Source organism: Cellulosimicrobium sp. 4261, assembly GCF_040546915.1.
Classification (GTDB): Bacteria; Actinomycetota; Actinomycetes; order Actinomycetales; family Cellulomonadaceae; genus Cellulosimicrobium; species Cellulosimicrobium cinnabarinum.
This window is the reverse complement of the sequence record NZ_JBEPOQ010000002.1, coordinates 357,892-377,957: the sequence shown is the minus strand read 5'-3', so window position 1 is coordinate 377,957 and position 20,066 is coordinate 357,892. Positions and strand designations below refer to the sequence as shown.

Below are 20,066 nucleotides of genomic sequence, written 5' to 3'. Positions count from 1 at the left end.
CTGACCGAGGCCACCACGCCGCGCAGGGCGGCAGGCCCGGTGGCAGCATCGGCACATGGACCTGCCCGTCATGCCTCCCGTGCTGCCCATGCTCGCGAAGTCCGTGCCCACCGTGCCCGAGCCCGACGCCGTCGACGGCGGGTACGTGTACGAGCCGAAGTGGGACGGCTTCCGCGCGATCGTGTACCGCGACGACGACGAGGTGCGGCTCGACAGCAGGAACGCGCGGCCCATGGACCGCTACTTCCCCGAGGTCGTCGAGGCGGTGCGGGCGGCGCTGCCGCCCCGGTGCGTGGTCGACGGCGAGATCGTCGTCGCGCGCGACGGGCGTCTCGAGTTCGAGGTGCTCCAGCAACGCATCCACCCGGCTGCGTCGCGCGTGCGGCTGCTCGCGGAGCAGACCCCCGCGGCGCTCGTCGTGTTCGACGTGCTCGCGCTGGGCGACGAGGACCTCACGCGCGCACCGCTCGCGCGGCGGCAGGAGGTGCTCGACTCGCTGGGCCTGGACGGCCCGGCCGTGCACGCCACGCCCCGCACGCGCGACGTCGCCGTGGCGCGGGAGTGGTTCGACACGTTCGAGGGGGCTGGGCTGGACGGCGTCGTCGCCAAGCCGCTCGACGGCACGTACCAGCCGAACAAGCGGGCGATGCTCAAGATCAAGCACGGCCGCGAGGCGGACGTCGTGCTCGCGGGGTACCGCCTGCACAAGACGTCGACCCCCACGAAGCCGCTGCTCGGCTCGCTCCTGCTCGGCCTGTACGACGACGCGGGCCAGCTCCAGTTCGTCGGCGTCGCCGCGTCGTTCCCGACAGCGCGCCGTGCCGCGCTGGTCGCCGAGCTCGCGCCGCTCGTCGTCGAGCCGGGCACGCCGGACGCGGACGCGCACCCGTGGTCCGGGTGGGAGAACCCCGCGGGGGAGCGGATGCCGGGTGCGGTGTCGCGCTGGAGCTCGGGCAAGGACCTGTCGTTCACGCCGCTGCGTCCGGAGCGCGTGCTCGAGGTCGCCTACGACCACATGGAGGGCTCCCGGTTCCGGCACACCGCGCAGTTCCGGCGCTGGCGCGAGGACCGCGACCCGGCATCGTGCACCTACGAGCAGCTCGAGGAGCCGGTGCGCTACGACCTCACAGGCATCCTGCCCGGGGCGCCCGGCGTGGCCTGACGCCGCGCGCCCCCGAGCCCGCGCACCGCGTCAGTCCCGCGCGCGGTCCCGGTCCTTGCTCGGCTGGACGCGCTTGGGCTCGCCGGGCATCTTCGGGTACTCGGGCGGGTAGGGGAGGTCCCCGAGCCCGTGCTCGGCCTCGTCACGCCGGGACAGCTCCAGGGCGGGCTCGAGCGACGCGCCCGGGTCCTCCCGGTCGGCGCGCAGGGGTGCGAAGAGGTCGCCCGCCGCGGCGAGGCGCGCGGGCATCGACAGCACGTCGAAGTCGTCCGGGTGGACGTCGCCGAGCTCCTCCCAGCGCAGGGGAGCGGACACCGTCGCGCGCTGGTTGGAGCGGATCGAGTAGGCCGACGCGATCGTGCGGTCGCGCGCCATCTGGTTGTAGTCGACGAAGATCTTGGCGCCGCGCTCCTCCTTCCACCACTTGGTGGTGACCTGGTCCGGCAGACGGCGTTCGAGCTCACGACCGATCGCGATCGTCGCGCGGCGCGCGGCCACGAAGTCCCACTCGGGCGCGACCGGGACGAACACGTGGATCCCGCGGCCGCCCGACGTCTTGGGGTAGCCGGGGAGGCCGAGCTCGTCGAGGACCTCGCGCAGGTGCGGCGCGACGCGCACGGCGTCGTCGAAGTCCGTGCCCGGCTGGGGGTCGAGGTCGATGCGCAGCTGGTCCACCGCCTCGACGTCGCCGCCGCGCACGGGCCACGGGTGGAACGTCAGGGTGCCGAGGTTGGCCGCCCAGGCGACGACGGCGAGCTCGGTCGGGCACACCTCGTCGGCGGTGCGTCCGCTCGGGAACGCGATGCGCGCGGTCTGCACCCAGTCCGGCGCGCCCTTCGGGATGCGCTTCTGGTAGAACGCGTCGCCGGTGCTGTCCGTGCGCGTGCTCATGCGCGCGCCCTCGAACACGCCCTTGGGCCAGCGCTCGAGCGTCGTCGGGCGGTCGACCAGGGCGCCGAGGATGCCGTCGCCCACGTCGAGGAAGTACTGCACGACGTCCAGCTTGGTGAGCCCGCGCGCGGGGAAGACGACGCGGTCCGGGCTCGTGACGCGCACGGTCCGTCCTCGGACGTCGAGCTCCACGGGGGGTGTCGTGGCTGCGGCCATGCCGACCAACCTAGACCGGGTCGTCGGCCCCGGCGAGCAGGAGCGCGAGGGTGCGTCGCGCCTGCGACCGGCCGGGCCACCGGTGGCGCAGCTCGAGCGACCGCGCCGCCGTGCGGGCGTCGAGCCCGCAGACAGCCTCCAGCCGACGCAGGGTGCTCAGCGCCTGCACCGGCTCGCACCGCGAGGCGACGTCGAGCGCGGTCCGCAGGACCGACGTCACGAGGACGCCCGCGACGAGGTTCGTCTCGTCGCGCAGCACGTGCGCCTGCCGCGCGGCCCGGCCCTGGTGCGGCGCCGGCCGGTGCCGACCGGGCGGGTGGACGACGTCGAGCACGCGGGGCGGCGCGGAGCCGCACAGCACCCACGCGGCCGCCGCGCCCGCGAGCACCGTGCCGCGCGGGACGAGGTCGCGGACGGCGAGCGCCCGCAGCGTGGGGGTGACGGGCACGCTCGCCGGGGCGGCGACGTCGCCCCACAGCCGACGCACGGCGCCGCTCCGGACGAGCTCCTGGAAGGCCGCCGACCCGCCGACGTCCTCCGGCGCGACGAGCAGGCCCACCTCCGGCTCCTCGACCCGGAGCAGGTGCGCGAGCGCGGCTGCGGGGCCGAGTCCCGTGGGGTGGTCGGGTACGGCGTGGTCGGGCACGGTCGTGGCTGCGGGCACGCCTCAACCGTGCCGCACGGCGGTGGGGACGCGGAAGGGCCGGCGCCCGTCTGTGGACGAGCGCCGGCCCTCCGGTCGAGCGGGACGTGCGTCAGCCGCGCGAGTCCTCCGCCGCGCGGACGACCTGCTCGAGCCAGGAGCGCCGCGCGGCGAGCGCCGTCTCGGCCTCCTTGACGGCGCGCGCGTCCCCGCGGCTCTGCGCAGCGGCGAGGTCTGCCTCGAGCCCTTCGATCGCGGCCTCGAGCTGCGCGGCCGCACCCTCGGCGCGGGCGCGCGTCTCGGGGTTGCTCCGCGTCCACTGCGCCTGCTCGGCGTCGCGGACCGCGTTCTCGACGGCGCGCAGGCGTCCCTCGACACGCTGCAGGTCACCGCGCGGCACGCGCCCGGCCTCCTCCCAGCGCTCCTGGAGGTCACGCAGCGCCGCCTTGGCCGCGGCGAGGTCCTTGACGGGCAGGAGTGCCTCCGCCTCGGTGAGCAGCGCCTCCTTCACCTCGAGGTTCGCCGCGTACTCGGCGTCCGTCGCGGAGTTCACCGCGTCGCGCGCCTGGAAGAACGTGTCCTGCGCGGCCCGGAAGCGGGCCCACAGGGCGTCGTCGTCCTTGCGGCTCGCCCGGCCCGCGGCCTTCCAGCGCGCCATGAGGTCGCGGTACGCGCCCGCCGTCGGGCCCCAGTCGGTGCTCGACGACAGCGACTCGGCCTCCGCGACCAGCTTCTCCTTCGCGGCCTTGGCGGAGGCGTTGCGCTGCTCTAGCTCGGCGAAGTAGTGCCGACGCTCGCGGTCGAACGCGGTGCGCGCGTGGCTGAACCGCTTCCACAGCGCCTCCTCGCTCGCGCGGTCGATGCGCGGGCCCGAGCGCTGGGCCTCCTTCCAGCGCTCCAGCAGCCCCCGCAGCTCCTCGCCCGCCGGCCGCCACTGCATGCGGCTCGGGTCGGTCGCGGCGATCTTCTCCGCGGCCTCGATGATCTCCGTCCGGGCCTCGAGGGCCGCGGCCTTCGCTGCGGCGCGCTCCGCCTCGAGCTGCGCGCGGCGCTCGGCCGCGGCGCCGCGCAGCGACTCGACCTGCGCGCGGAGCCCGTCGAGGTCGCCGACCGCGGAGGGCTCGGCGGTCTCCTCGGTGAGCCGGGCGATCGTCTGGTCGATCTCCTTGACGGACAGGTCCGTGCTCGTCAGCCGTGCCTCGAACAGCGCGACCTTCGCCTGGAGGTCGAGGTAGCGGCGCACGTACAGCGTGAGCGCCTCGTCGGCGCCGACGCCGGGGAACTGACCGACGGAGCGCTCGCCGGCGCTCTCGCGGACGTACACCGTGCCGTCGTCGTCCACGCGACCGAACGCGGCCGCGGCCTTGGCGGCGGCCGAGTCGTCGGCGAGCGCCGGGACGGTGGGCACCTCCGGCACGACGGCCGCAGCCGCGGGAGCGCCCGCGGTGGGGGCGGCCGGCTTGCGGGGCGGGTGCGGGAGCGCCGACGGTTTCGGCCGCGGGCCGGGACGCGGGGCCGCAGGCCGCGGCGCCGCGTCCGTGGTTGCCTGCGCGTCCGTGGGCGCCTCCGCGGGTGCGGTCGTCTCGGCGGGCGCGGCCTCCGTCGTGGCCTCGGCAGCGACGGCGTCGTCGCCAGCGTCGGCAGCCGGAGCGTCCGTCACGGGGTCGGCGGGGGCCTCGGTCTGCTCGGGCTCAGCGGCGGGCGCGGCGTCGACGGTAGGAGAGTCGGCCTGCTCGGCCTCGGCCGCGGGCGCGTCCTCCGTCTCGGCCGCGGGCGCGTCCTCCGTCTCGGCGGCGGGTGCGTCGTCCGTCTCGGCGGCCGGGGCGGGCTCCGCCTCGTCGGGAGCGGGACCCTGGTCGGTGGCCTCGGTGGCCTCGGTGGCCTCGGTGGCCTCGGTGGCCTCGGTGGCCTCGGTGGCCTCGGTGGCCTCGGGCGTCGGCTCCACGTCTGTCGCGTCGACCCGTCCGGTCTCGCTCGCCTCCGCGGGCTCCGGTGCCGGTGCGCTCGCCTGGTTCTGGGCGGGATCGCTCACTGGGTCTCAACTCCTTCGATGGTGACCGGGGTGGCGGGGGACCCGTCGCCGGATCCGTCCTGCGTCCCCGCGTCAGCGACTGCCTGGACGACGTCCAGGCCGGACGTGATGGTGCCGAACACCGTGTAACCACCCGCCGCGTCGGACGGGATGGTCGAGTCCTCGTAGACGAGGAAGAACTGGGAGCCCATCGAGTCGGCGTCCCCGCCCTGGCGGGCCATGGCGACGGTCCCGGCCGGGTAGACGTCGTCGGTCGGGGCGTTCTCGACGGGGCCGAACTTGTAGCCCGGGTCGCCCGTGCCGGTGCCCGTCGGGTCGCCGCACTGGAGCACGTAGATGCCCGAGGTCGTCAGGCGGTGGCACGACGTGCCGTCGAAGTACCCGGACTCGGCGAGGGACACGAAGCTCGCGACCGCCTGCGGGGCCGCCGCGCCGTCGAGCGTAAGCGTGAGGTCGCCCGCGCTCGTGGTGAGCGTCGTGGTCCAGTCGCGGCCCTCGGCGGCGGACGCGGGGGGCAGGGTGTGCTCGCCGGAGGGCGCCCCGCCCGTGTCGCCGCCCGGGTCGGTGCCGGGCTCCTGGGTGGCGGCGAGCGCCCACCAGACGGCGACGCCGATCACGACGAGCGCGACGACGACGCCCACGATCGACCACGTGCGCTGGCGCTTCGCGCGGAGCTGGGCCACGTGACGGTCCCACTTCTCCTCACGACGACGCGCCTGCTCGCGCTCGCGACTCTTCGTCGACACCCCAGCTCCTTCGTCCGGCGCCGCGACGGCGCGCACGGTCGACCCCGGTGCGGCCGTGGTCGGTACGGGACAGTCTAGGCACCGAGAACCCTGGTGGCGGGTGGATTTGCCGCACGCAGGTCACGGTCCGGTATCGACGCCGGCGCTCGAAACCCGCGCTGCGCCCGCCCGGAGCAGCCCCGACGCTCGTGCCGCGGGCTACCCTCGCCCTCGTGGACCGACCTCGTGGCACGACGCCGACGCCCTCTGACGACGACCGGCGGGACGCCCCCGGGCCGGCCGTGCACGTGGTCGTGGCCCCCGTCTTCGGCACGAACTGCACGGTGGTGAGCGCCCCGGGCGGCGACTGCGTCGTGGTCGACGCAGGGGCGGGGGTCGCGGACGCCGTCGTCGCGCACGTCCGCGCGGCGGGCCTCGTGCCGCGCGCGGTGCTCGCGACGCACGGCCACGTGGACCACACGTGGGACGCCGCGGCGCTCGCGGACCGCTTCGAGGTGCCCGTCGTGCTGCACGCGGCGGACGCGTACCGGCTCGCGGACCCGTTCGGGAGCCTGGAGCACCCGAAGCACGGCGGGCCCGACGCGAGCCGTGCGGGCGCCGTCGTGTCCGGCCCGCTCGGCGCGGCGCTCGCGGCGGCGGGCGCCGGGCCGCAGGACTACCGCGAGCCGGGACGCGTCGAGACGTTCGACGTGCCCGCGGGCGGCGAGCAGGTGCTGCGCTGGGGCGGTCTCGCGGTGCGCGCGGTCGGCGCGCCCGGGCACACCGAGGGCTCCACGCTCTACCTGGTCGGTGAGCCGGGAGCGGGCCTCGTGCTCAGCGGCGACGTCCTCTTCGCGGGCTCCGTCGGCCGGACCGACCTGCCGGGCGGGGAGGGCGCGACGATGGCCCGCACCCTGCGCGACGTCGTCGCGCACCTGGACCCGGCCTGGGACGTGCTCCCGGGGCACGGCCCGGCGACGACGGTCGCGCGCGAGCTGGCGACGAACCCCTTCCTCGCCCGCTGAGCGCGGGTCCGTGGTCCGGACGATGCGGTCGCCGGTCCCGGCGTCTGGGAAGATCTGACCCATGGCCAGGCCCACACCTCTCTCCGGTTTCCCCGAATGGCTCCCCGACGGTCGGATCGTCGAGCAGCACGTCCTCGACACCCTGCGCCGGGTGTTCGAGCTGCACGGGTTCGCCGGGATCGAGACGCGCGCGGTCGAGCCGCTCGACCAGCTCCTGCGCAAGGGGGAGACGTCGAAGGAGGTCTACGTCCTGCGCCGGCTCCAGGAGGAGCCGCAGGACGACGCCGTGGGCGGGGCGGCCGGGAAGGGTGCGGCCGGCGACAAGCAGCTCGGCCTGCACTTCGACCTCACCGTCCCGTTCGCGCGCTACGTGCTCGAGAACGCCGGGCACCTCGCGTTCCCGTTCAAGCGCTACCAGATCCAGAAGGTGTGGCGCGGCGAGCGCCCCCAGGACGGGCGGTTCCGCGAGTTCACCCAGGCCGACGTCGACGTCGTCGGCGCGGGCGAGCTGCCCTACCACTACGAGGTCGAGCTGCCGCTCGTCATGGCCGAGGCGCTGGGCGCGCTGCGCGACATCGGCGTGCCCGAGGTCCGCGTCCTCGTGAACAACCGCCGGGTCGCCGAGGGGTTCTACCGCGGGCTCGGCATCGACGCGGTGGACGACGTCCTGCGCCAGATCGACAAGCTCGACAAGGTCGGCCCCGAGAAGGTCGCCGCGCTGCTCGTGTCCGAGGCGGGCACGACCCCCGAGCAGGCGCAGGCGTGCCTCGCGCTCGCGGGCATCAGCGGCAGCGACTCCGGCGTGGTCGACCGCGTGCGGGCGCTCGCGGCCGAGCACGGCGTGGAGAGCGAGCTGCTGGAGACCGGGCTCGGCGAGCTCGGCGCGCTGATCGAGGCCGCGAGCGTGCGCGCCCCGGGCGTCGTCGTCGCCGATCTCAAGATCGCACGCGGCCTCGACTACTACACCGGGTCCGTCTACGAGACCGTGCTCGTGGGCCACGAGCAGCTCGGCTCGATCTGCTCGGGCGGGCGCTACGACACGCTCGCGTCCGACGGCGCGAACACCTACCCCGGCGTCGGGCTGTCGATCGGCGTGTCCCGGCTCGTGTCGCGCCTGCTCTCCGCAGGCCTCGTGCGGGCGACGCGCTCCGTGCCGAGCGCCGTCGTCGTGGCCGTCACGAACGAGGAGACGCGCGACGCCTCCGACGCCGTCGCGCACGCGCTGCGCGCCCGCGGCGTGCCGGTCGAGGTGGCGCCCGCGGCCGCGAAGTTCGGCAAGCAGATCCGCTACGCCGACCGGCGCGGCATCCCGTTCGTCTGGTTCCCCGGGCGCGTCGAGGACGACGGCACGCGCTCCCCCGACCAGGTGAAGGACATCCGCTCCGGGGAGCAGGTCGACGCCGACGCCGCGACGTGGGTGCCGCCCGCCGAGGACCGCTTCCCGCGCGTCGTGCCCGCGGGGGACTGACCCGCCGCACCGGGGAGGGGAGGGCGACGTGACGCGACCGGTCGAGCTCGCCCTGCCGTTCCACGGGACGTGGCTCGTGCGCAACAGCCCCGCGCGGCGCGTGCCGAGCCACGGCACCGACCTGTTCGCGACCACGTACGCGATCGACTTCGTCGCCGTCCGAGGGCGGCGCACCGCCGTCGTGCGCGACTGGCGCGCCGCGCTGGGCACCGAGCCGCCCGAACGGTTCGTCGCGTTCGGCCAGCCCGTGCTCGCCCCCGCGGCGGGCACCGTCGTCGCGGTGCACGACGGCGAGCCCGACCACGAGGCCCGTCGCTCACCCGCCGCGCTGCTCGGCTACGCCCTCACGCAGGCGGCGCGAGCGCGCGGCGGTGCCGCGGCGCTCGCGGGCAACCACGTGGTGCTGGCCCTCGACCGGCCGGGCACGTTCGTCGTCCTCGCCCACCTGCGCGCCGGGTCGGTGGCCGTCGAGCCCGGCCGACGCGTCGTGGTCGGCGACGAGCTGGGCCGGTGCGGGAGCTCGGGGAACTCGACGCAGCCGCACGTCCACGTGCAGGCCATGGACGCGGCGGACGCGCTCGCCGCCCGCGGGCTGCCGCTCGTCTTCCGGGGGTTCCGCGAGCGGGCCCGTGACGGCTCGGCGCGCGTCGTGGACCGGGGCGTCCCCGCGGAGGGTGCGGTCGTCGAGCCCGTCTGACCCGTGTCCCGCCGGGGATCACGCCGTCAGCGCGCCCAGCCCGGTGACCCACCCCCCGAGGACCCCGGCGAGGACCACCGCCGCCGCGACCGCCAGCACGCCCACCGCGGCGACGACGTCGGGCACGCCGAGCGGCACGGGCCGCGACGTGGTCCGCGGACCGGACCCGAGGCCCCGTGACTCGAGCGCGACGGTCAGGCGCTCGGACCGGCGCACGGCACCGACGAGGAGGGCGAACGCCGCGGAGCCGAGCGCGCGGGGGGACCGGGGGAGCACGCCGTGTCGTCGGCGCGGGTCGCGCAGGGCCTGGGCGCAGCGGATCGTGTGCCAGGCGTCGGGGAGCTCGACGAGCAGCCGGTGGGCCGCGAGCACCGCGTAGGTCCACGTGAGGGGCAGCCGCCCGTGCTGGTGGAGGCTCGTCATGAGGCGCACCGGGTCGGTCGTCGTCGCGACCGTGAGCGAGAGGGCGCCGACGAGCAGCGTGCGCACGGCGAGCCCGGCACCGATCGTCAGGCCGTCGGAGCCGACGGTGACCAGGCCGAGGTCGACCGGGTCGCCGCCCGGCCGGGTGGCGATGTTGACGACCAGCAGGCTCGTCGCGAAGACGAGGAAGGGCACGTGGGCCAGGGCGAGCGTGCGCACGGGGACGCGCCCCACGACCAGCAGCGCCCCGACCGTGAGCAGCCACCCGATCGCAGGGGTGTACGGGTCGGTGACGAGGAGCGCGCCGGTCGACACGACGAGGACGGTCGCGAGCTTGACGGTCGGGTTCCAGCGCCCGAGGGGCGTGCTGTGCGGCGCGGTCACGGGGCGGCCTCCGTGCGGGCGACTGCCGCGTCGAGCGCGCGGACGAGCGCGCCGGGGTCGACGCCGTGGCGGCGTCCCGTGCGGGCCCACCACGCGAGCAGGGGCGGGCGGCGCAGGCGCGCGCGCCGGCACAGCGCGTCGTCGGCCAGCATGGTGGCGGCCGGGCCGAGCGCCACGAGCCGGCCGCCGACGACCACCGCGACGCGGTCGGCGAGCGCCGCGACGAGCGCGAGGTCGTGCGTGACGACGACGACCGCGCCGCCGACGTCAGCGCGCTGCCGCAGCGCGCGGGCGACGGCGTCCGCCTGGGCGCGGTCGAGCCCCGACGTGGGCTCGTCGGCGAGGAGGACGGGCGGGTCGAGCACCGTCGCCGTCGCGAGCGACAGACGCCGTTGCTCGCCGCCGGAGAGCCGGTACGGGTTGGCGTCGGCGAGGTGCGTCAGGGCGAAGGTGTCGAGGGTCCGCGCGACGCGCCCGTCGACGTCGGCCAGCCGCGCGAGGCGCGCCGACCACGCGACCTCGTCGCGCACCGTCCGCGCGAGGAGCTGGTGCTCCGGGTCCTGGAACACCATCGCGACGGGCGCGTCCGCCGCCGTCGTCACGTCGCCCCTGGTCCGTTCGAGTCCCGCGAGCCCGCGCAGGAGGGTGGACTTGCCGCCCCCGTTCGGCCCCACCACCGCGAGCACCTCGCCCGCGCGGACGTCGAGGTCGACGTCGTGCACCACCGGCGTCTCGTCCCGCCCGCGCCGTCGGCGGCCTGCCATGGCGCGGTGCACCGCGAGACGACGGGCGCGGAGGGCGACCGGGCCGGGCGCACTCGGACCGGCGTCCGAGGCGCCCGGGACCGGTGCCCGCGGATCCGAGGGGCGCGGGTCTGCGGTGCGCGCGAGGTCGACGAGCCAGGCGTCGGTCGCGGGGGCACCGAGCGGTCCGGGGGCCCCGGCCCGCTCGAGCCGGACGTCGAGCGGCAGCCAGCACCCGAGCGCGGCGAGCGTGGCGGCGTGCGCGCGCAGGACGGCGGTCGTGGGGCCGTGCGCGACGGCGCGGCCCGTGCGGTCGAGCACGAGGGTCGCGTCCGGGAGCGTCCCGACGTCGTCGAGGCGGTGCTCGACGAGCACGACCGACCGGCGGGGTGTTCCGTGCGGGTCCGGTCCGGGCGCCCGGACGAGCCCGCCCACGAGCGTCCCCACCTCGTGCGCCGCGGCCGGGTCGAGGAACGCCGTCGGCTCGTCGAGGACCACGAGCTCGGGGTCGGCGACGAGCGCCGCCGCGAGGGCGACGCGCTGCGCCTCGCCGCCCGACAGCGCGTGGGTCGGTCGGTCGTGCAGGTGGCCCGCACCGGCAGCGGCGAGAGCGGTTGCGGCGCGGGCGTCCATGGTGCGCGGGTCCGCCGCCCGGTTCTCGAGCGCGAACCGCAGCTCCTCGTCGACGCGGCCGAGGCAGAGCTGGTCACCCGGCCGCTGCTGGACGAGGCCGACGCGCGCGGCGAGCCCCGCGGGGGTCGTGGCGCGCGGGTCGACGCCCGTCACGCGCAGGTCGCCCGTGACGGTGCCCGGGAGCGTGTGGGGCACGACGCCGACGAGCGCGCGCAGCAGCGTGGACTTCCCGCAGCCCGAGGGGCCGAGCACGAGCAGCCCCGTCCCCGCGGGGACGGTCAGGGTGAGGTCGTCGAGCACGCACGTCGCGTCGTGGCCCACGGTGACGGTCAGGCCCGCGGCGGAGACGGCGTCGGGCACGGTGCCCGGCACGGTGCCGGGCATGACGTCCGCCGCGGCGTCCCGCACCTCAGCCACGGCGGTCCGTGCCGATCGCGAAGGCGTCGAGCGCGCCGGTGCGGGAGAGGGCGTCGCCGAGGAGGCGCGCCGCGATCCCGCACAGCACGACGCACGAGACGACCTGCACGCCGAGCCGGAGCATCGCCCAGTCCTGCCCGAGCCAGCCGAACCGGACCGCGTTGAACGCGTAGGTGACGAGCGCCGCGCTGACGCCCGACGCGACGAAAACCCACCAGCCGTAGCGGCGGTACCGGGTCAGCGCGAAGGGGATCTCCGCGCCCACCCCTTGGACGAGCCCCACGAGGACGAGCAGCGGGCCTGCGGGCGACGCGAGGAAGACCACCTCGACGAGCGCCGCGAGCGTCTCGGTGAGGATGCCGACGCCCGGCTTGCGCACGATGTACGTCGCGAGCGGGCCCACGACGATCCACGCGCCCGCGAGCACGTTCGCGGCAAGGTCCGCGAGCGGCCCCATGGCGAGCTGGAGCGGGGCCCAGAGCTGCACGAACGCCCAGTAGACGAACCCGAACACGACGCCCAGGACGGCGACGAGGACCGTCTCGTGGAGCGTGAGGCCACGGCGCCGGGCGCGGGCCGGGGGAGCGGTGACGGTGCGGTCTCCGGGACCGGGCGCCGGGGGCACGGCGTCGGCCGGCGGGCCGGGCGTGCTGGTGGGCGGGGTCTCCCGGGGCGGGGTGGTGCGGGGCTCGGTCATGCGGTTCCCTCCGTCGGGCCCCCGGGGCGGAGGGTGCACGACGGCGCGCCACCGCTGCCCCCGCGCGGACGGCACGCGCGGGGCGCGGGCACGAGCGCGCAGGGGACGGTGACGTCGGCCCTGCTCCCTTCGCTGGTACGAACCAGATCAGGTTCCACGGGTCTGCAGGGGGGACGGGTGTCCGACCTGCACTCTCAGCGCTCGTGCGCTCCCCGGAGGCGTTCGGCCCGACCCTAGGGCCTGGACGTCCGCCGGACAATCCCGGCGTCTCACCCACCGGGACGTCCGGGCACCGTGAGAAGGTGACGGCGACGAGGCGCCCGCGCGGACCGGGGACGGGCTCCGACGACGAGGAACGAGGCAGCGCGCATGACCCGAGACAACGACCCCGCGGCCGTCGCGGAGCTGGACCGCCTCGACGAGGCCGTGCGGAGCGCGCCCGCGGGCGACACGTCGGCGCAGATCGCGCTGTGGCGGCAGGCGGCGCGCCTCGGCACGTGGTTCTTCATCGCCCGAGGGCCCGAGGACCAGCCGCGTCCGTACGCCGTCGCCGCGGACCAGGGGCCCATGATCTGCCTCTACAGCAGCGCCCCGCGCGCGGACGAGGCGGCCCGGGCGCTCGGGCTGGCGGCCGAAGGGACCGGCTCCGTGCCGCTGCTCGGCGTGCCCGTGCCGGCGGCGATCGACTACGTTGCGTCCTTCGCCGCAGCAGGGGTCGTCGGCGTCGCGCTCGACCACCCCCGCATCGGCCACCACATCCCCCTCGGGAACCTGGCGCTGCTCAAGACGTGGTCCGCCGGCGGATGACCCGTCCTTGACAGCGGGTTCGAACATTTGTTCGAATGGCGCGATGCGGTGGGACGGACAGGCGCTCGGCGCGGACGACGGCGCGCTTCCCGGTTTGGAGCGCATGGGCCTCGTCCGCAGCGTGCGCACGCCCGAGTTCGCGGGGATCACGTTCCACGAGGTCACGGCCAAGAGCGCGCTGTCGAAGGTCCCGGCGATGTCGCGCATGCCCTTCCGCTGGACCGTCAACCCGTACCGCGGGTGCAGCCACGCGTGCTCCTACTGCCTCGCGCCGAGCACGCCCGTGCTCCTGGCCGACGGCACGCAGCGGGCGATCGGCGAGCTGCGCGTCGGCGACGAGATCGTCGGCACCGCCCCCCACGGCGCGTACCGGCGCTACGTGCGCACCCGCGTCCTCGACCGCTGGACCACCCGCAAGCGCGCCTACCGGGTGACCCTCGCCGACGGCACGCGCCTCGTCGCGAGCGGCGACCACCGGTTCCTCACCGAGCGCGGCTGGCGCCACGTCGTCGGCGGCGCCGGGCACCGCGCCCGCCTGGCGCTCGGCGACGTGCTCGTCGGGCCGGGCGCCGCGGCGCTCGCGGACGGGCGGCCCGTCCTCGACGGCCAGGACGTCACCGGCGGCGAGGCGTTGCGCGTCGACTCCCTCGAGGCCCTCGACGGGCCGGGGGAGGTGACGGAGCTGGTCGACATCACGACCGGCACGCGCGACTTCGTCGCCGCGGGGGTCGTGAGCCACAACTGCTTCGCCCGCCCCACGCACGAGTACCTCGACCTCGACGCGGGCGAGGACTTCGACCGGGAGGTCGTGGTCAAGGTCAACGTGGACGACGTGCTGCGCGCCGAGCTCGCCCGACCGTCCTGGGCGCGCGAGGCCGTCGCGCTGGGCACCAACACCGACCCGTACCAGCGCGCCGAGGGACGCTACCGCCTCATGCCCGGCATCATCGACGCCCTCGCCGGGTCGGGCACGCCGCTCTCCGTGCTGACCAAGGGCACGCTCCTGCGCCGCGACCTGCCCCTGCTCGTCGACGCCGCCTCGCGCGTCGAGGTCGGGATCGGCGTGTCCCTCGCGCTCCTGGACCCCGAGCTCCAGGCGAGCGTCGAGCCCGGCACGCCGTCGCCGCGCGCGCGGCTCGACCTCGTCCGCACCGTCCGGGAGGCCGGCCTGCCGTGCGGCGTCATGGTCGCCCCCGTGCTGCCGTGGCTCACCGACTCCACGCGGGCGCTCACCGAGCTGCTCGACGCCGTCAAGGACGCGGGCGCGACGGGCGTCACCGTGCTGCCGCTGCACCTCAAGCCCGGTACGCGCGAGTGGTACATGGGCTGGCTCGCGCGCGAGCACCCGCGGCTCGTCCCCGGCTACGAGCGCGTGTACGCGCGCGGCACGTACGCCTCGACGGCGTACCGGTCCTGGCTGTGGGACCGGGTGCGGCCGATGCTCGAGGCGCGCGGGTTCGGAGTCGCGGGGCACCGCGGCCCCGCGGGCGTCGAGGGCCGGTTCCGCCGCGGCGAGCCCGGCGACCGGCGACGCCGGCCAGGGCCGCCGACGGACGGCGCCTACCCGGCCGGCAGCCTCGCCGTCGACCCGGCGCCGCAGGACGCGCGCGCCAGCTACGGCGGGGCGCTCGCGGGCATGCCGATGGACGGCGGCGGGCTCGACGTCGTCGGCGGGGGAGTCGAGCAGGTCCTGTTCTGACCGGTCTCAGGCGTCGGCGAGGCGCGCCGGGAAGCCGCCGGTTGCGACCGGTCCCCAGCGCGTGATCGTCAGCCGCACGAGAGACTTGCCCTGGCTGACCATCGCCGCGCGGTACTCGTCCCAGTCCGGGTGCTCGCCGCTGACGGCCCGGTAGTAGTCGACGAGCGGCTCGACCGACCCGGGCAGGTCGATCACCTCCGCCTCGCCGTCGACCTGCACCCACGGGTCGGAGAACCGCTCGCCCAGCGACAGGAGCGACGCGCGCGCGTCGCGGCGCACGTTGACCGCCTTGGCGCGCTCCGGGTACGTCGACACGACGACCCGGCCCGCGTCGTCGACCCCGTACGTGACCGGGCTGAGCTGGGGCCGGCCGTCCGCGCGGGTGGTGACGAGGACGCCGTCGTGCCGGGAGCGCAGGAACTCCTCGAGCTCGTCGCGCTCGACGCGCCGGTTCGTCGCGATGGTGCGTGCCACGGGTGACCCTCCTTCGTGCGGGCGGCGGGCCGGACGGCCCTGCCGCGGCCGGTCGGCCCGTGCGCCCACGGGCGCGGCGCCGGTCCCGGCGGTGCCGTCACGGGACGTCGCGGCGGCACCGCCACGGTATCCGGTCGCCCCCGCCGGTCGAGAGCGGACCGTCGACCGCCTCCCGTCGGAGGTATCCGGTCGAGCCGCCCGCCCGCCCGCACTAGACTTCAGCGGACGCGTCCCCGCACCGGGATCGCGACCCCCACCGCCCACCTGGAAGGAACCCTCCGTGCTGCGCACCCGAACGGCCGGCTCACTGCGGGCCGAGCACACCGGTCAGACCGTCACCCTCACGGGCTGGGTCGACCGTCGGCGCGATCACGGCGGCGTCGCTTTCATCGACCTGCGTGACGCGTCCGGCATCGCCCAGGTCGTCATCCGCGACGAGGCCGTCGCGCACCCGCTGCGCAACGAGTTCGTCCTCCAGGTCACGGGCGAGGTCTCGCGCCGCCCCGACGGGAACGAGAACCCGTCCCTGCCGACCGGCGAGATCGAGGTCGTCGCGACCGACGTCGTCGTGCTCAACACGTCCGAGGCCCTGCCGTTCCAGGTGTCGACGGCGCTCGCGGACACGGAGACGATCGGCGAGGAGGCGCGTCTCAAGCACCGCTACCTCGACCTGCGTCGGCCCGCCCCGGCGCACGCCCTGCGCCTGCGCGCCAAGGCGAACCAGGCCGCGCGCCGCGTGCTCGACGCCGAGGAGTTCGTCGAGATCGAGACGCCCACGCTCACCCGCTCGACCCCGGAGGGCGCGCGCGACTTCCTCGTGCCCGCGCGCCTCGCGCCCGGCTCCTGGTACGCGCTCCCGCAGTCGCCGCAGCTGTTCAAGCAGCTCCTCATGGTCGCGGGCATGGAGCGCTACTACCAGATCGCGCGCTGCTACCGCGACGAGGACTTCCGCGCGGACCGTCAGCCCGAGTTCACGCAGCTCGACGTCGAGATGAGCTTCGTCGAGCAGGACGACGTCATCGCGCTCGCCGAGAAGATCCTCGTCGCGCTGTGGGAGCTCGTCGGGTACACCATCCCGACGCCGATCCCGCGCATGACCTTCCACGACGCCATGCGCCTGTACGGGTCGGACAAGCCCGACCTGCGGTTCGGCAATCCCCTCGTCGAGCTCACGGACTACTTCCGGGACACGCCGTTCCGCGTGTTCCAGGCCGAGTACGTCGGTGCCGTCGTCATGGCGGGCGGGGCGTCGCAGCCGCGCCGCCAGTTCGACGCCTGGCAGGAGTGGGCCAAGCAGCGCGGCGCCCGCGGCCTCGCGTACGTGACGTTCGGCGAGGACGGCACGCTCGGCGGGCCCGTCGCGAAGAACCTGTCCGACACCGAGCGTCAGGGCCTGCGCGACGCGACCGGCGCGCAGCCGGGCGACGCCGTGTTCTTCGCCGCGGGCAAGACGTCCGACTCGCGCGCCCTGCTCGGCGCCGCACGCCAGGAGATCGCGAAGCGGACGGGGCAGATCGACGAGGACGCGTGGGCGTTCGTCTGGATCGTCGACGCGCCGCTGTTCAAGCCGACCGGAGAGGACGACGACGTCGATCTCGGCCACTCGGCCTGGACCGCCGTGCACCACGCGTTCACGTCGCCCACGCCCGACTGGGTCGACACGTTCGAGCAGAACCCGGGCGAGGCGCTCGCCTACGCCTACGACATCGTGTGCAACGGCAACGAGATCGGTGGCGGGTCCATCCGTATCCACCGTCGCGACGTGCAGGAGCGCGTCTTCGACGTCATGGGCATCGGGCCCGAGGAGGCGCAGGAGAAGTTCGGCTTCCTCCTCGACGCGTTCAAGTTCGGCGCGCCCCCGCACGGCGGGATCGCGTTCGGCTGGGACCGCATCGTCGCGCTGCTCACGAAGTCGGACTCCATCCGCGACGTCATCGCGTTCCCCAAGTCGGGCGGCGGGTACGACCCGCTCACGCAGGCACCCGCCCCGATCACGCCCGAGCAGCGCAAGGAGGCCGGCGTCGACGCCAAGCCCGCCGCTCCCGCGCCCGACGGCGGCCAGGACGGCGACGCGACCGGGCGCACGGACGCGTAGCGGCCGACCGCACGACGCCGAGGGCGCGCCACCCCGACCGGGGCGGCGCGCCCTCCGTGCGTCCGGACCGCGACGACCACCCCTGCCGCGGCGAGGCACGAGGCGGACCGGCCGAGGACGAAGCCCGCGCCGGCGTCCCGCCCAGATCTTGAGCAGATCCTGAGGTTTCGCTGCGCCGACTCGGCGGGTGCCTCGCGCCGGGGCGCGCAGGATCGTGCTCGTTGAACCCCACGACGAACGAGGCACTCATGACCGCCCTGCTCACCGACCGCGACCCGGTCGACGTCGACGAGCCCGCGCCCTTCGGCACGGAGCTCGACCGCTACCAGTTCACGCCCGACGAGGTCGTGGTCCAGGCCCCTGCCCGCCGCGCGACGATCGGCGCGATCATCCCTGCCTACAACGAGGGATCGACGATCAAGTCCGTGCTCAAGGGCATCCTGCGCCAGACCCGCCTGCCGGACGTCGTGCACGTCGTGGTCAACAACACGAGCGACCGCACCTTCGCCAAGGCGTCCAAGCTCGCCGGGGAGCACACGCGGCGCCGCCACGGCGTCGAGCAGACGACGCGCGTGTACGTCCACGACCTCGGCACCCTGGCCGACAAGAAGGTCGGTGCCCTCAACTACGGCTACCGGCTCGTGCACGGCGCGGACTACCTCCTCGGCGTGGACGGCGACACCGTGCTGGCCAAGGACGCCGTCGAGCGCCTCGAGGCCGAGATGTCGTCCGACCCGCGCATCGGCGGCATCTCCGCCATCTACACCGTCGACAACGTCACGCCGCGCGGTCCGCTCAGCCGGTTCCTGCTCACCGGCCAGCGCGCCCAGTTCGCCGCGTTCAACATGCAGAACCTCCTGCGCGGCCGGAACATGGCCGTCCTCGGCGGCCAGGCCTCGTTGTTCCGCATGTCGGCGCTCGAGGCGGTCATGCTCGCGCACCACCAGCGCGACCCGTGGATCTCCGACTCCGAGGTCGAGGACTCCCTGCTCAGCCTCCAGATCAAGTCGCTCGGCTACTCGACGAAGATCTCGGCGACCGCGCGCGCGACCGTCGGCGGCATGACGACGCTGCGCGCGCTCGACGGCCAGCAGGTCAAGTGGAACTACGGCGCGATCGACCTCATGTGGCCCGGACAGCGCGGCGACACCCGCGGCCAGCCGTTCCACCCCAACCTGCGCCTGCGCTGGATGGAGAACGCGAGCATGCTCGTCAACGCCGCCACCCGCATCCTGTTCGGCCTGCTCGTCGCCGGCGCGCTGAGCCTCCACGCGTTCCGCTTCTCGCCCGTCTGGCTCGTGCCGCCCTCCGTCGCGGTCGCGCTCAACCTCCGGACCGCGCTCTCCATCCGCGGACGCACCTGGCGCGACGTGCTCTTCGCCGCGACCCTCGTCCCGGCCGAGGCCTACATGTGGATCCGCATCGGGCACTTCGTGCGCGCCTGGTCCAAGTTCCTGTCCCGCTCGCGCACCGACAACTGGGCGGCCCAGGCCAAGGCCGAGCGCGGCAGCGGCTGGGCCTACCTCAGCCCGCTGCTCGTCACCCTGGTCGCCCTCGCGGCCGTCGTGTGGGCCTGGACGACGCTGACCCCCGGGGTCCAGTCCGCCGTCCTCTCGGTCGGGTGGCCGGTCCTCGGCGTGGTGACGATCCTCCAGACCTTCTTCATGCTGCGCCGCCTCGTGCGCCGCCACCACGGCCTCCGCGCGTGAGGGAGGACCTGCGCCGGGCGTGGACGGCGCTCGCGGACGACCTGGACGGCGACGTGCAGGCCGTCCGGCGGTTCTTCGTCGCGTACCGGGACCTCGTCGTCCCTCGGGTCGACGCAGCGGCGGTCGCGCTCGCCCGGGGCGACGACGAGGAGGCGCGCAGCGCGCTGCTCACCGTGCGGTCGACGTCGCTCATGGTCGGGGCCACGGAGGTCGGGGACGCCGCCTCCGCGGTGCTCGACCGGCACCGCGTCCGCCGCGACGCCCGGACGACGTCGGACGAGGCGCGCGCGCTCACGGCGCTGCGGGCGGCCGCCCGCAGCGCGTGCGACGACGTGTCGCTCCTGCTCGGCGAGCTGCCGCCCGCCGGTCAGCCCACGGGGTCGAACCGGTAGCCGACGCCGCGCACGGTGCGGATCCACCGGGGCGACGTCGGGCCGTCGCCGAGCTTGCGGCGGAGGTTCGCGATGTGCACCTCGACGCTGCGCCGGTCCGCGTCCGTGACGTACGTGCCGGCGTCGTACTCCTCGCCCCACAGGACGCGGACGAGCTCGTTGCGACTGACGACGCGACCCGCCGCCTCGACGAGCGCGCCGAGCAGGTCGTACTCGCTGCGCGTCAGGTGGACGGCCGTGCCGTCGACCGTGGCCGTGCGGCGGGGGACGTCCAGCAGGAGCCCGGCCGAGCCCATGAGGGTCGGCTCGTGGTCCGCCGGGGCGGGGCGCGCGGCGTCGGCGCCGTCCGACGGCAGGCCGCGTCGCGGTCGCCGCAGGAGCGCCTCGATCCGTGCACGCAGCTCGCGCGGGCGGAAGGGCTTCGTCTGGTAGTCGTCGGCACCGGCGTCCAGGCCCATGAGGGTGTCGATCTCGTCGGTGCGCGCCGTGAGCATCACGATGTAGGTGTCGGAGACCTGGCGGATGCGCCGGCACACCTCGAACCCGTCGATGTCGGGCAGGCTCACGTCGAGGGTCGTCACGACCGGGTCGGTCCGCCGGACGAGCTCCACGCCCTCGACGCCGGTCGCGGCCGCCTCGGTGACGAAGCCGGCCTGACCGAGCACCGTCCGCAGGAGATCACGGATCTCCGCGTCGTCCTCGACGATCACTGCGGTTCGCGTGTTGTCCGCCAT

At 75.5% G+C, this 20,066-nt stretch carries 18 protein-coding genes and 1 riboswitch; of the genes, 9 read left to right on the top strand and 9 right to left on the bottom strand.

Annotation, left to right across the window (positions count from 1 at the left end; all coding sequences use genetic code 11):
• The first annotated feature begins 55 nt into the window (after positions 1–55).
• Entirely contained in the window at positions 56–1,162 is a 1,107-nt protein-coding gene (locus ABIE39_RS04005) for an ATP-dependent DNA ligase (RefSeq protein ID WP_175008603.1), read from the top strand.
• Between the two features lie 30 nt (positions 1,163–1,192).
• Here the strand turns inward: ABIE39_RS04005 and ligD are convergent, their stop codons facing one another.
• From ligD to ABIE39_RS03985, 4 genes are all read right to left on the bottom strand, one after another.
• Positions 1,193–2,269 (bottom strand): non-homologous end-joining DNA ligase, encoded by a 1,077-nt coding sequence (ligD, locus tag ABIE39_RS04000; protein WP_175008602.1) that lies wholly within the window; start codon positions 2,267–2,269, stop codon positions 1,193–1,195.
• Between the two features lie 10 nt (positions 2,270–2,279).
• A complete protein-coding gene (locus ABIE39_RS03995) occupies positions 2,280–2,933 on the bottom strand; it encodes a hypothetical protein (protein WP_175008601.1) in 654 nt (217 codons plus the stop codon).
• 91 nt (positions 2,934–3,024) lie between these two features.
• Positions 3,025–4,944, bottom strand: coding sequence for a DUF349 domain-containing protein (locus ABIE39_RS03990; RefSeq protein WP_354050546.1), 1,920 nt, complete (start codon positions 4,942–4,944; stop codon positions 3,025–3,027).
• Positions 4,941–5,690, bottom strand: coding sequence for a peptidylprolyl isomerase (locus ABIE39_RS03985; RefSeq protein WP_175008600.1), 750 nt, complete (start codon positions 5,688–5,690; stop codon positions 4,941–4,943). The genes ABIE39_RS03990 and ABIE39_RS03985 overlap by 4 nt, the downstream gene beginning before the upstream one ends.
• A 212-nt stretch (positions 5,691–5,902) precedes the next feature.
• Between ABIE39_RS03985 and ABIE39_RS03980 the strand changes: the two genes are divergently transcribed.
• The 3 genes from ABIE39_RS03980 (at position 5,903) to ABIE39_RS03970 (ending at position 8,859) form a co-directional block, all read left to right on the top strand.
• Positions 5,903–6,694, top strand: coding sequence for an MBL fold metallo-hydrolase (locus tag ABIE39_RS03980; protein WP_354050543.1), 792 nt, complete (start codon positions 5,903–5,905; stop codon positions 6,692–6,694).
• A gap of 61 nt (positions 6,695–6,755) precedes the next feature.
• Entirely contained in the window at positions 6,756–8,162 is a 1,407-nt protein-coding gene (hisS, locus tag ABIE39_RS03975) for a histidine--tRNA ligase (protein WP_354050541.1), read from the top strand.
• Between the two features lie 28 nt (positions 8,163–8,190).
• Positions 8,191–8,859 carry a M23 family metallopeptidase gene (locus ABIE39_RS03970; protein WP_354050539.1) on the top strand — a complete coding sequence of 223 codons (669 nt, stop codon included), beginning with the start codon at positions 8,191–8,193 and terminating at the stop codon, positions 8,857–8,859.
• A gap of 18 nt (positions 8,860–8,877) precedes the next feature.
• Here the strand turns inward: ABIE39_RS03970 and ABIE39_RS03965 are convergent, their stop codons facing one another.
• The 3 genes from ABIE39_RS03965 to ABIE39_RS03955 are packed head-to-tail and all read right to left on the bottom strand — an operon-like array spanning position 8,878 to position 12,156.
• Positions 8,878–9,666, bottom strand: coding sequence for an energy-coupling factor transporter transmembrane component T family protein (locus tag ABIE39_RS03965; RefSeq protein ID WP_354050537.1), 789 nt, complete (start codon positions 9,664–9,666; stop codon positions 8,878–8,880).
• Positions 9,663–11,459: an ABC transporter ATP-binding protein gene (locus ABIE39_RS03960; RefSeq protein ID WP_354050535.1), complete on the bottom strand. Its 1,797-nt coding sequence runs from the start codon at positions 11,457–11,459 to the stop codon at positions 9,663–9,665. The genes ABIE39_RS03965 and ABIE39_RS03960 overlap by 4 nt, the downstream gene beginning before the upstream one ends.
• Positions 11,452–12,156, bottom strand: coding sequence for an ECF transporter S component (locus tag ABIE39_RS03955; protein WP_175008596.1), 705 nt, complete (start codon positions 12,154–12,156; stop codon positions 11,452–11,454). Before ABIE39_RS03955 ends, ABIE39_RS03960 begins: the two co-directional genes overlap by 8 nt.
• A 105-nt stretch (positions 12,157–12,261) precedes the next feature.
• Positions 12,262–12,381, bottom strand: a riboswitch (TPP riboswitch).
• 144 nt (positions 12,382–12,525) lie between these two features.
• On the opposite strand from ABIE39_RS03955, the gene ABIE39_RS03950 reads away from it, so the two are divergent.
• Positions 12,526–12,963 (top strand): hypothetical protein, encoded by a 438-nt coding sequence (locus ABIE39_RS03950; protein ID WP_354050533.1) that lies wholly within the window; start codon positions 12,526–12,528, stop codon positions 12,961–12,963.
• A 43-nt stretch (positions 12,964–13,006) separates the two neighbouring features.
• Positions 13,007–14,662 (top strand): Rv2578c family radical SAM protein, encoded by a 1,656-nt coding sequence (locus ABIE39_RS03945; RefSeq protein ID WP_354050531.1) that lies wholly within the window; start codon positions 13,007–13,009, stop codon positions 14,660–14,662.
• A gap of 6 nt (positions 14,663–14,668) precedes the next feature.
• On the opposite strand, the gene ABIE39_RS03940 is transcribed toward ABIE39_RS03945, so the two are convergent.
• On the bottom strand, positions 14,669–15,136 hold the full coding sequence (locus tag ABIE39_RS03940; protein WP_175008593.1) for a TIGR03618 family F420-dependent PPOX class oxidoreductase: 468 nt from the start codon (positions 15,134–15,136) through the stop codon (positions 14,669–14,671).
• Positions 15,137–15,416: 280 nt separating this feature from the next.
• Here ABIE39_RS03940 and aspS point away from each other — a divergent pair, with 280 nt between their 5' ends.
• The 3 genes from aspS (at position 15,417) to ABIE39_RS03925 (ending at position 19,332) form a co-directional block, all read left to right on the top strand.
• On the top strand, positions 15,417–17,231 hold the full coding sequence (gene aspS / locus ABIE39_RS03935) for an aspartate--tRNA ligase (RefSeq protein WP_209829150.1): 1,815 nt from the start codon (positions 15,417–15,419) through the stop codon (positions 17,229–17,231).
• Between the two features lie 248 nt (positions 17,232–17,479).
• The gene (locus ABIE39_RS03930; protein ID WP_354050529.1) at positions 17,480–18,940 is read left to right on the top strand and encodes a glycosyltransferase family 2 protein; all 1,461 of its coding nucleotides are present in this window, start codon (positions 17,480–17,482) and stop codon (positions 18,938–18,940) included.
• Complete coding sequence (locus ABIE39_RS03925; RefSeq protein WP_354050527.1) at positions 18,937–19,332, top strand: hypothetical protein; 396 nt, start codon at positions 18,937–18,939, stop codon at positions 19,330–19,332. Before ABIE39_RS03930 ends, ABIE39_RS03925 begins: the two co-directional genes overlap by 4 nt.
• On the opposite strand, the gene ABIE39_RS03920 is transcribed toward ABIE39_RS03925, so the two are convergent.
• Complete coding sequence (locus ABIE39_RS03920) at positions 19,308–20,066, bottom strand: response regulator (RefSeq protein WP_175008589.1); 759 nt, start codon at positions 20,064–20,066, stop codon at positions 19,308–19,310. The two genes, ABIE39_RS03925 and ABIE39_RS03920, sit on opposite strands and share 25 nt — an antisense overlap.

What these genes read in the sequence shown, in the direction of transcription:
- ABIE39_RS04005 (WP_175008603.1), top strand. Translation starts at nt 56, where the DNA reads ATGGACCTGCCCGTCATGCCTCCCGTGCTGCCCATGCTCGCGAAGTCC.
- ligD (WP_175008602.1), bottom strand. Translation starts at nt 2,269, where the DNA reads ATGGCCGCAGCCACGACACCCCCCGTGGAGCTCGACGTCCGAGGACGG.
- hisS (WP_354050541.1), top strand. Translation starts at nt 6,756, where the DNA reads ATGGCCAGGCCCACACCTCTCTCCGGTTTCCCCGAATGGCTCCCCGAC.
- ABIE39_RS03955 (WP_175008596.1), bottom strand. Translation starts at nt 12,156, where the DNA reads ATGACCGAGCCCCGCACCACCCCGCCCCGGGAGACCCCGCCCACCAGC.
- ABIE39_RS03950 (WP_354050533.1), top strand. Translation starts at nt 12,526, where the DNA reads ATGACCCGAGACAACGACCCCGCGGCCGTCGCGGAGCTGGACCGCCTC.
- ABIE39_RS03945 (WP_354050531.1), top strand. Translation starts at nt 13,007, where the DNA reads ATGCGGTGGGACGGACAGGCGCTCGGCGCGGACGACGGCGCGCTTCCC.
- ABIE39_RS03930 (WP_354050529.1), top strand. Translation starts at nt 17,480, where the DNA reads ATGACCGCCCTGCTCACCGACCGCGACCCGGTCGACGTCGACGAGCCC.
- ABIE39_RS03920 (WP_175008589.1), bottom strand. Translation starts at nt 20,066, where the DNA reads ATGGCGGACAACACGCGAACCGCAGTGATCGTCGAGGACGACGCGGAG.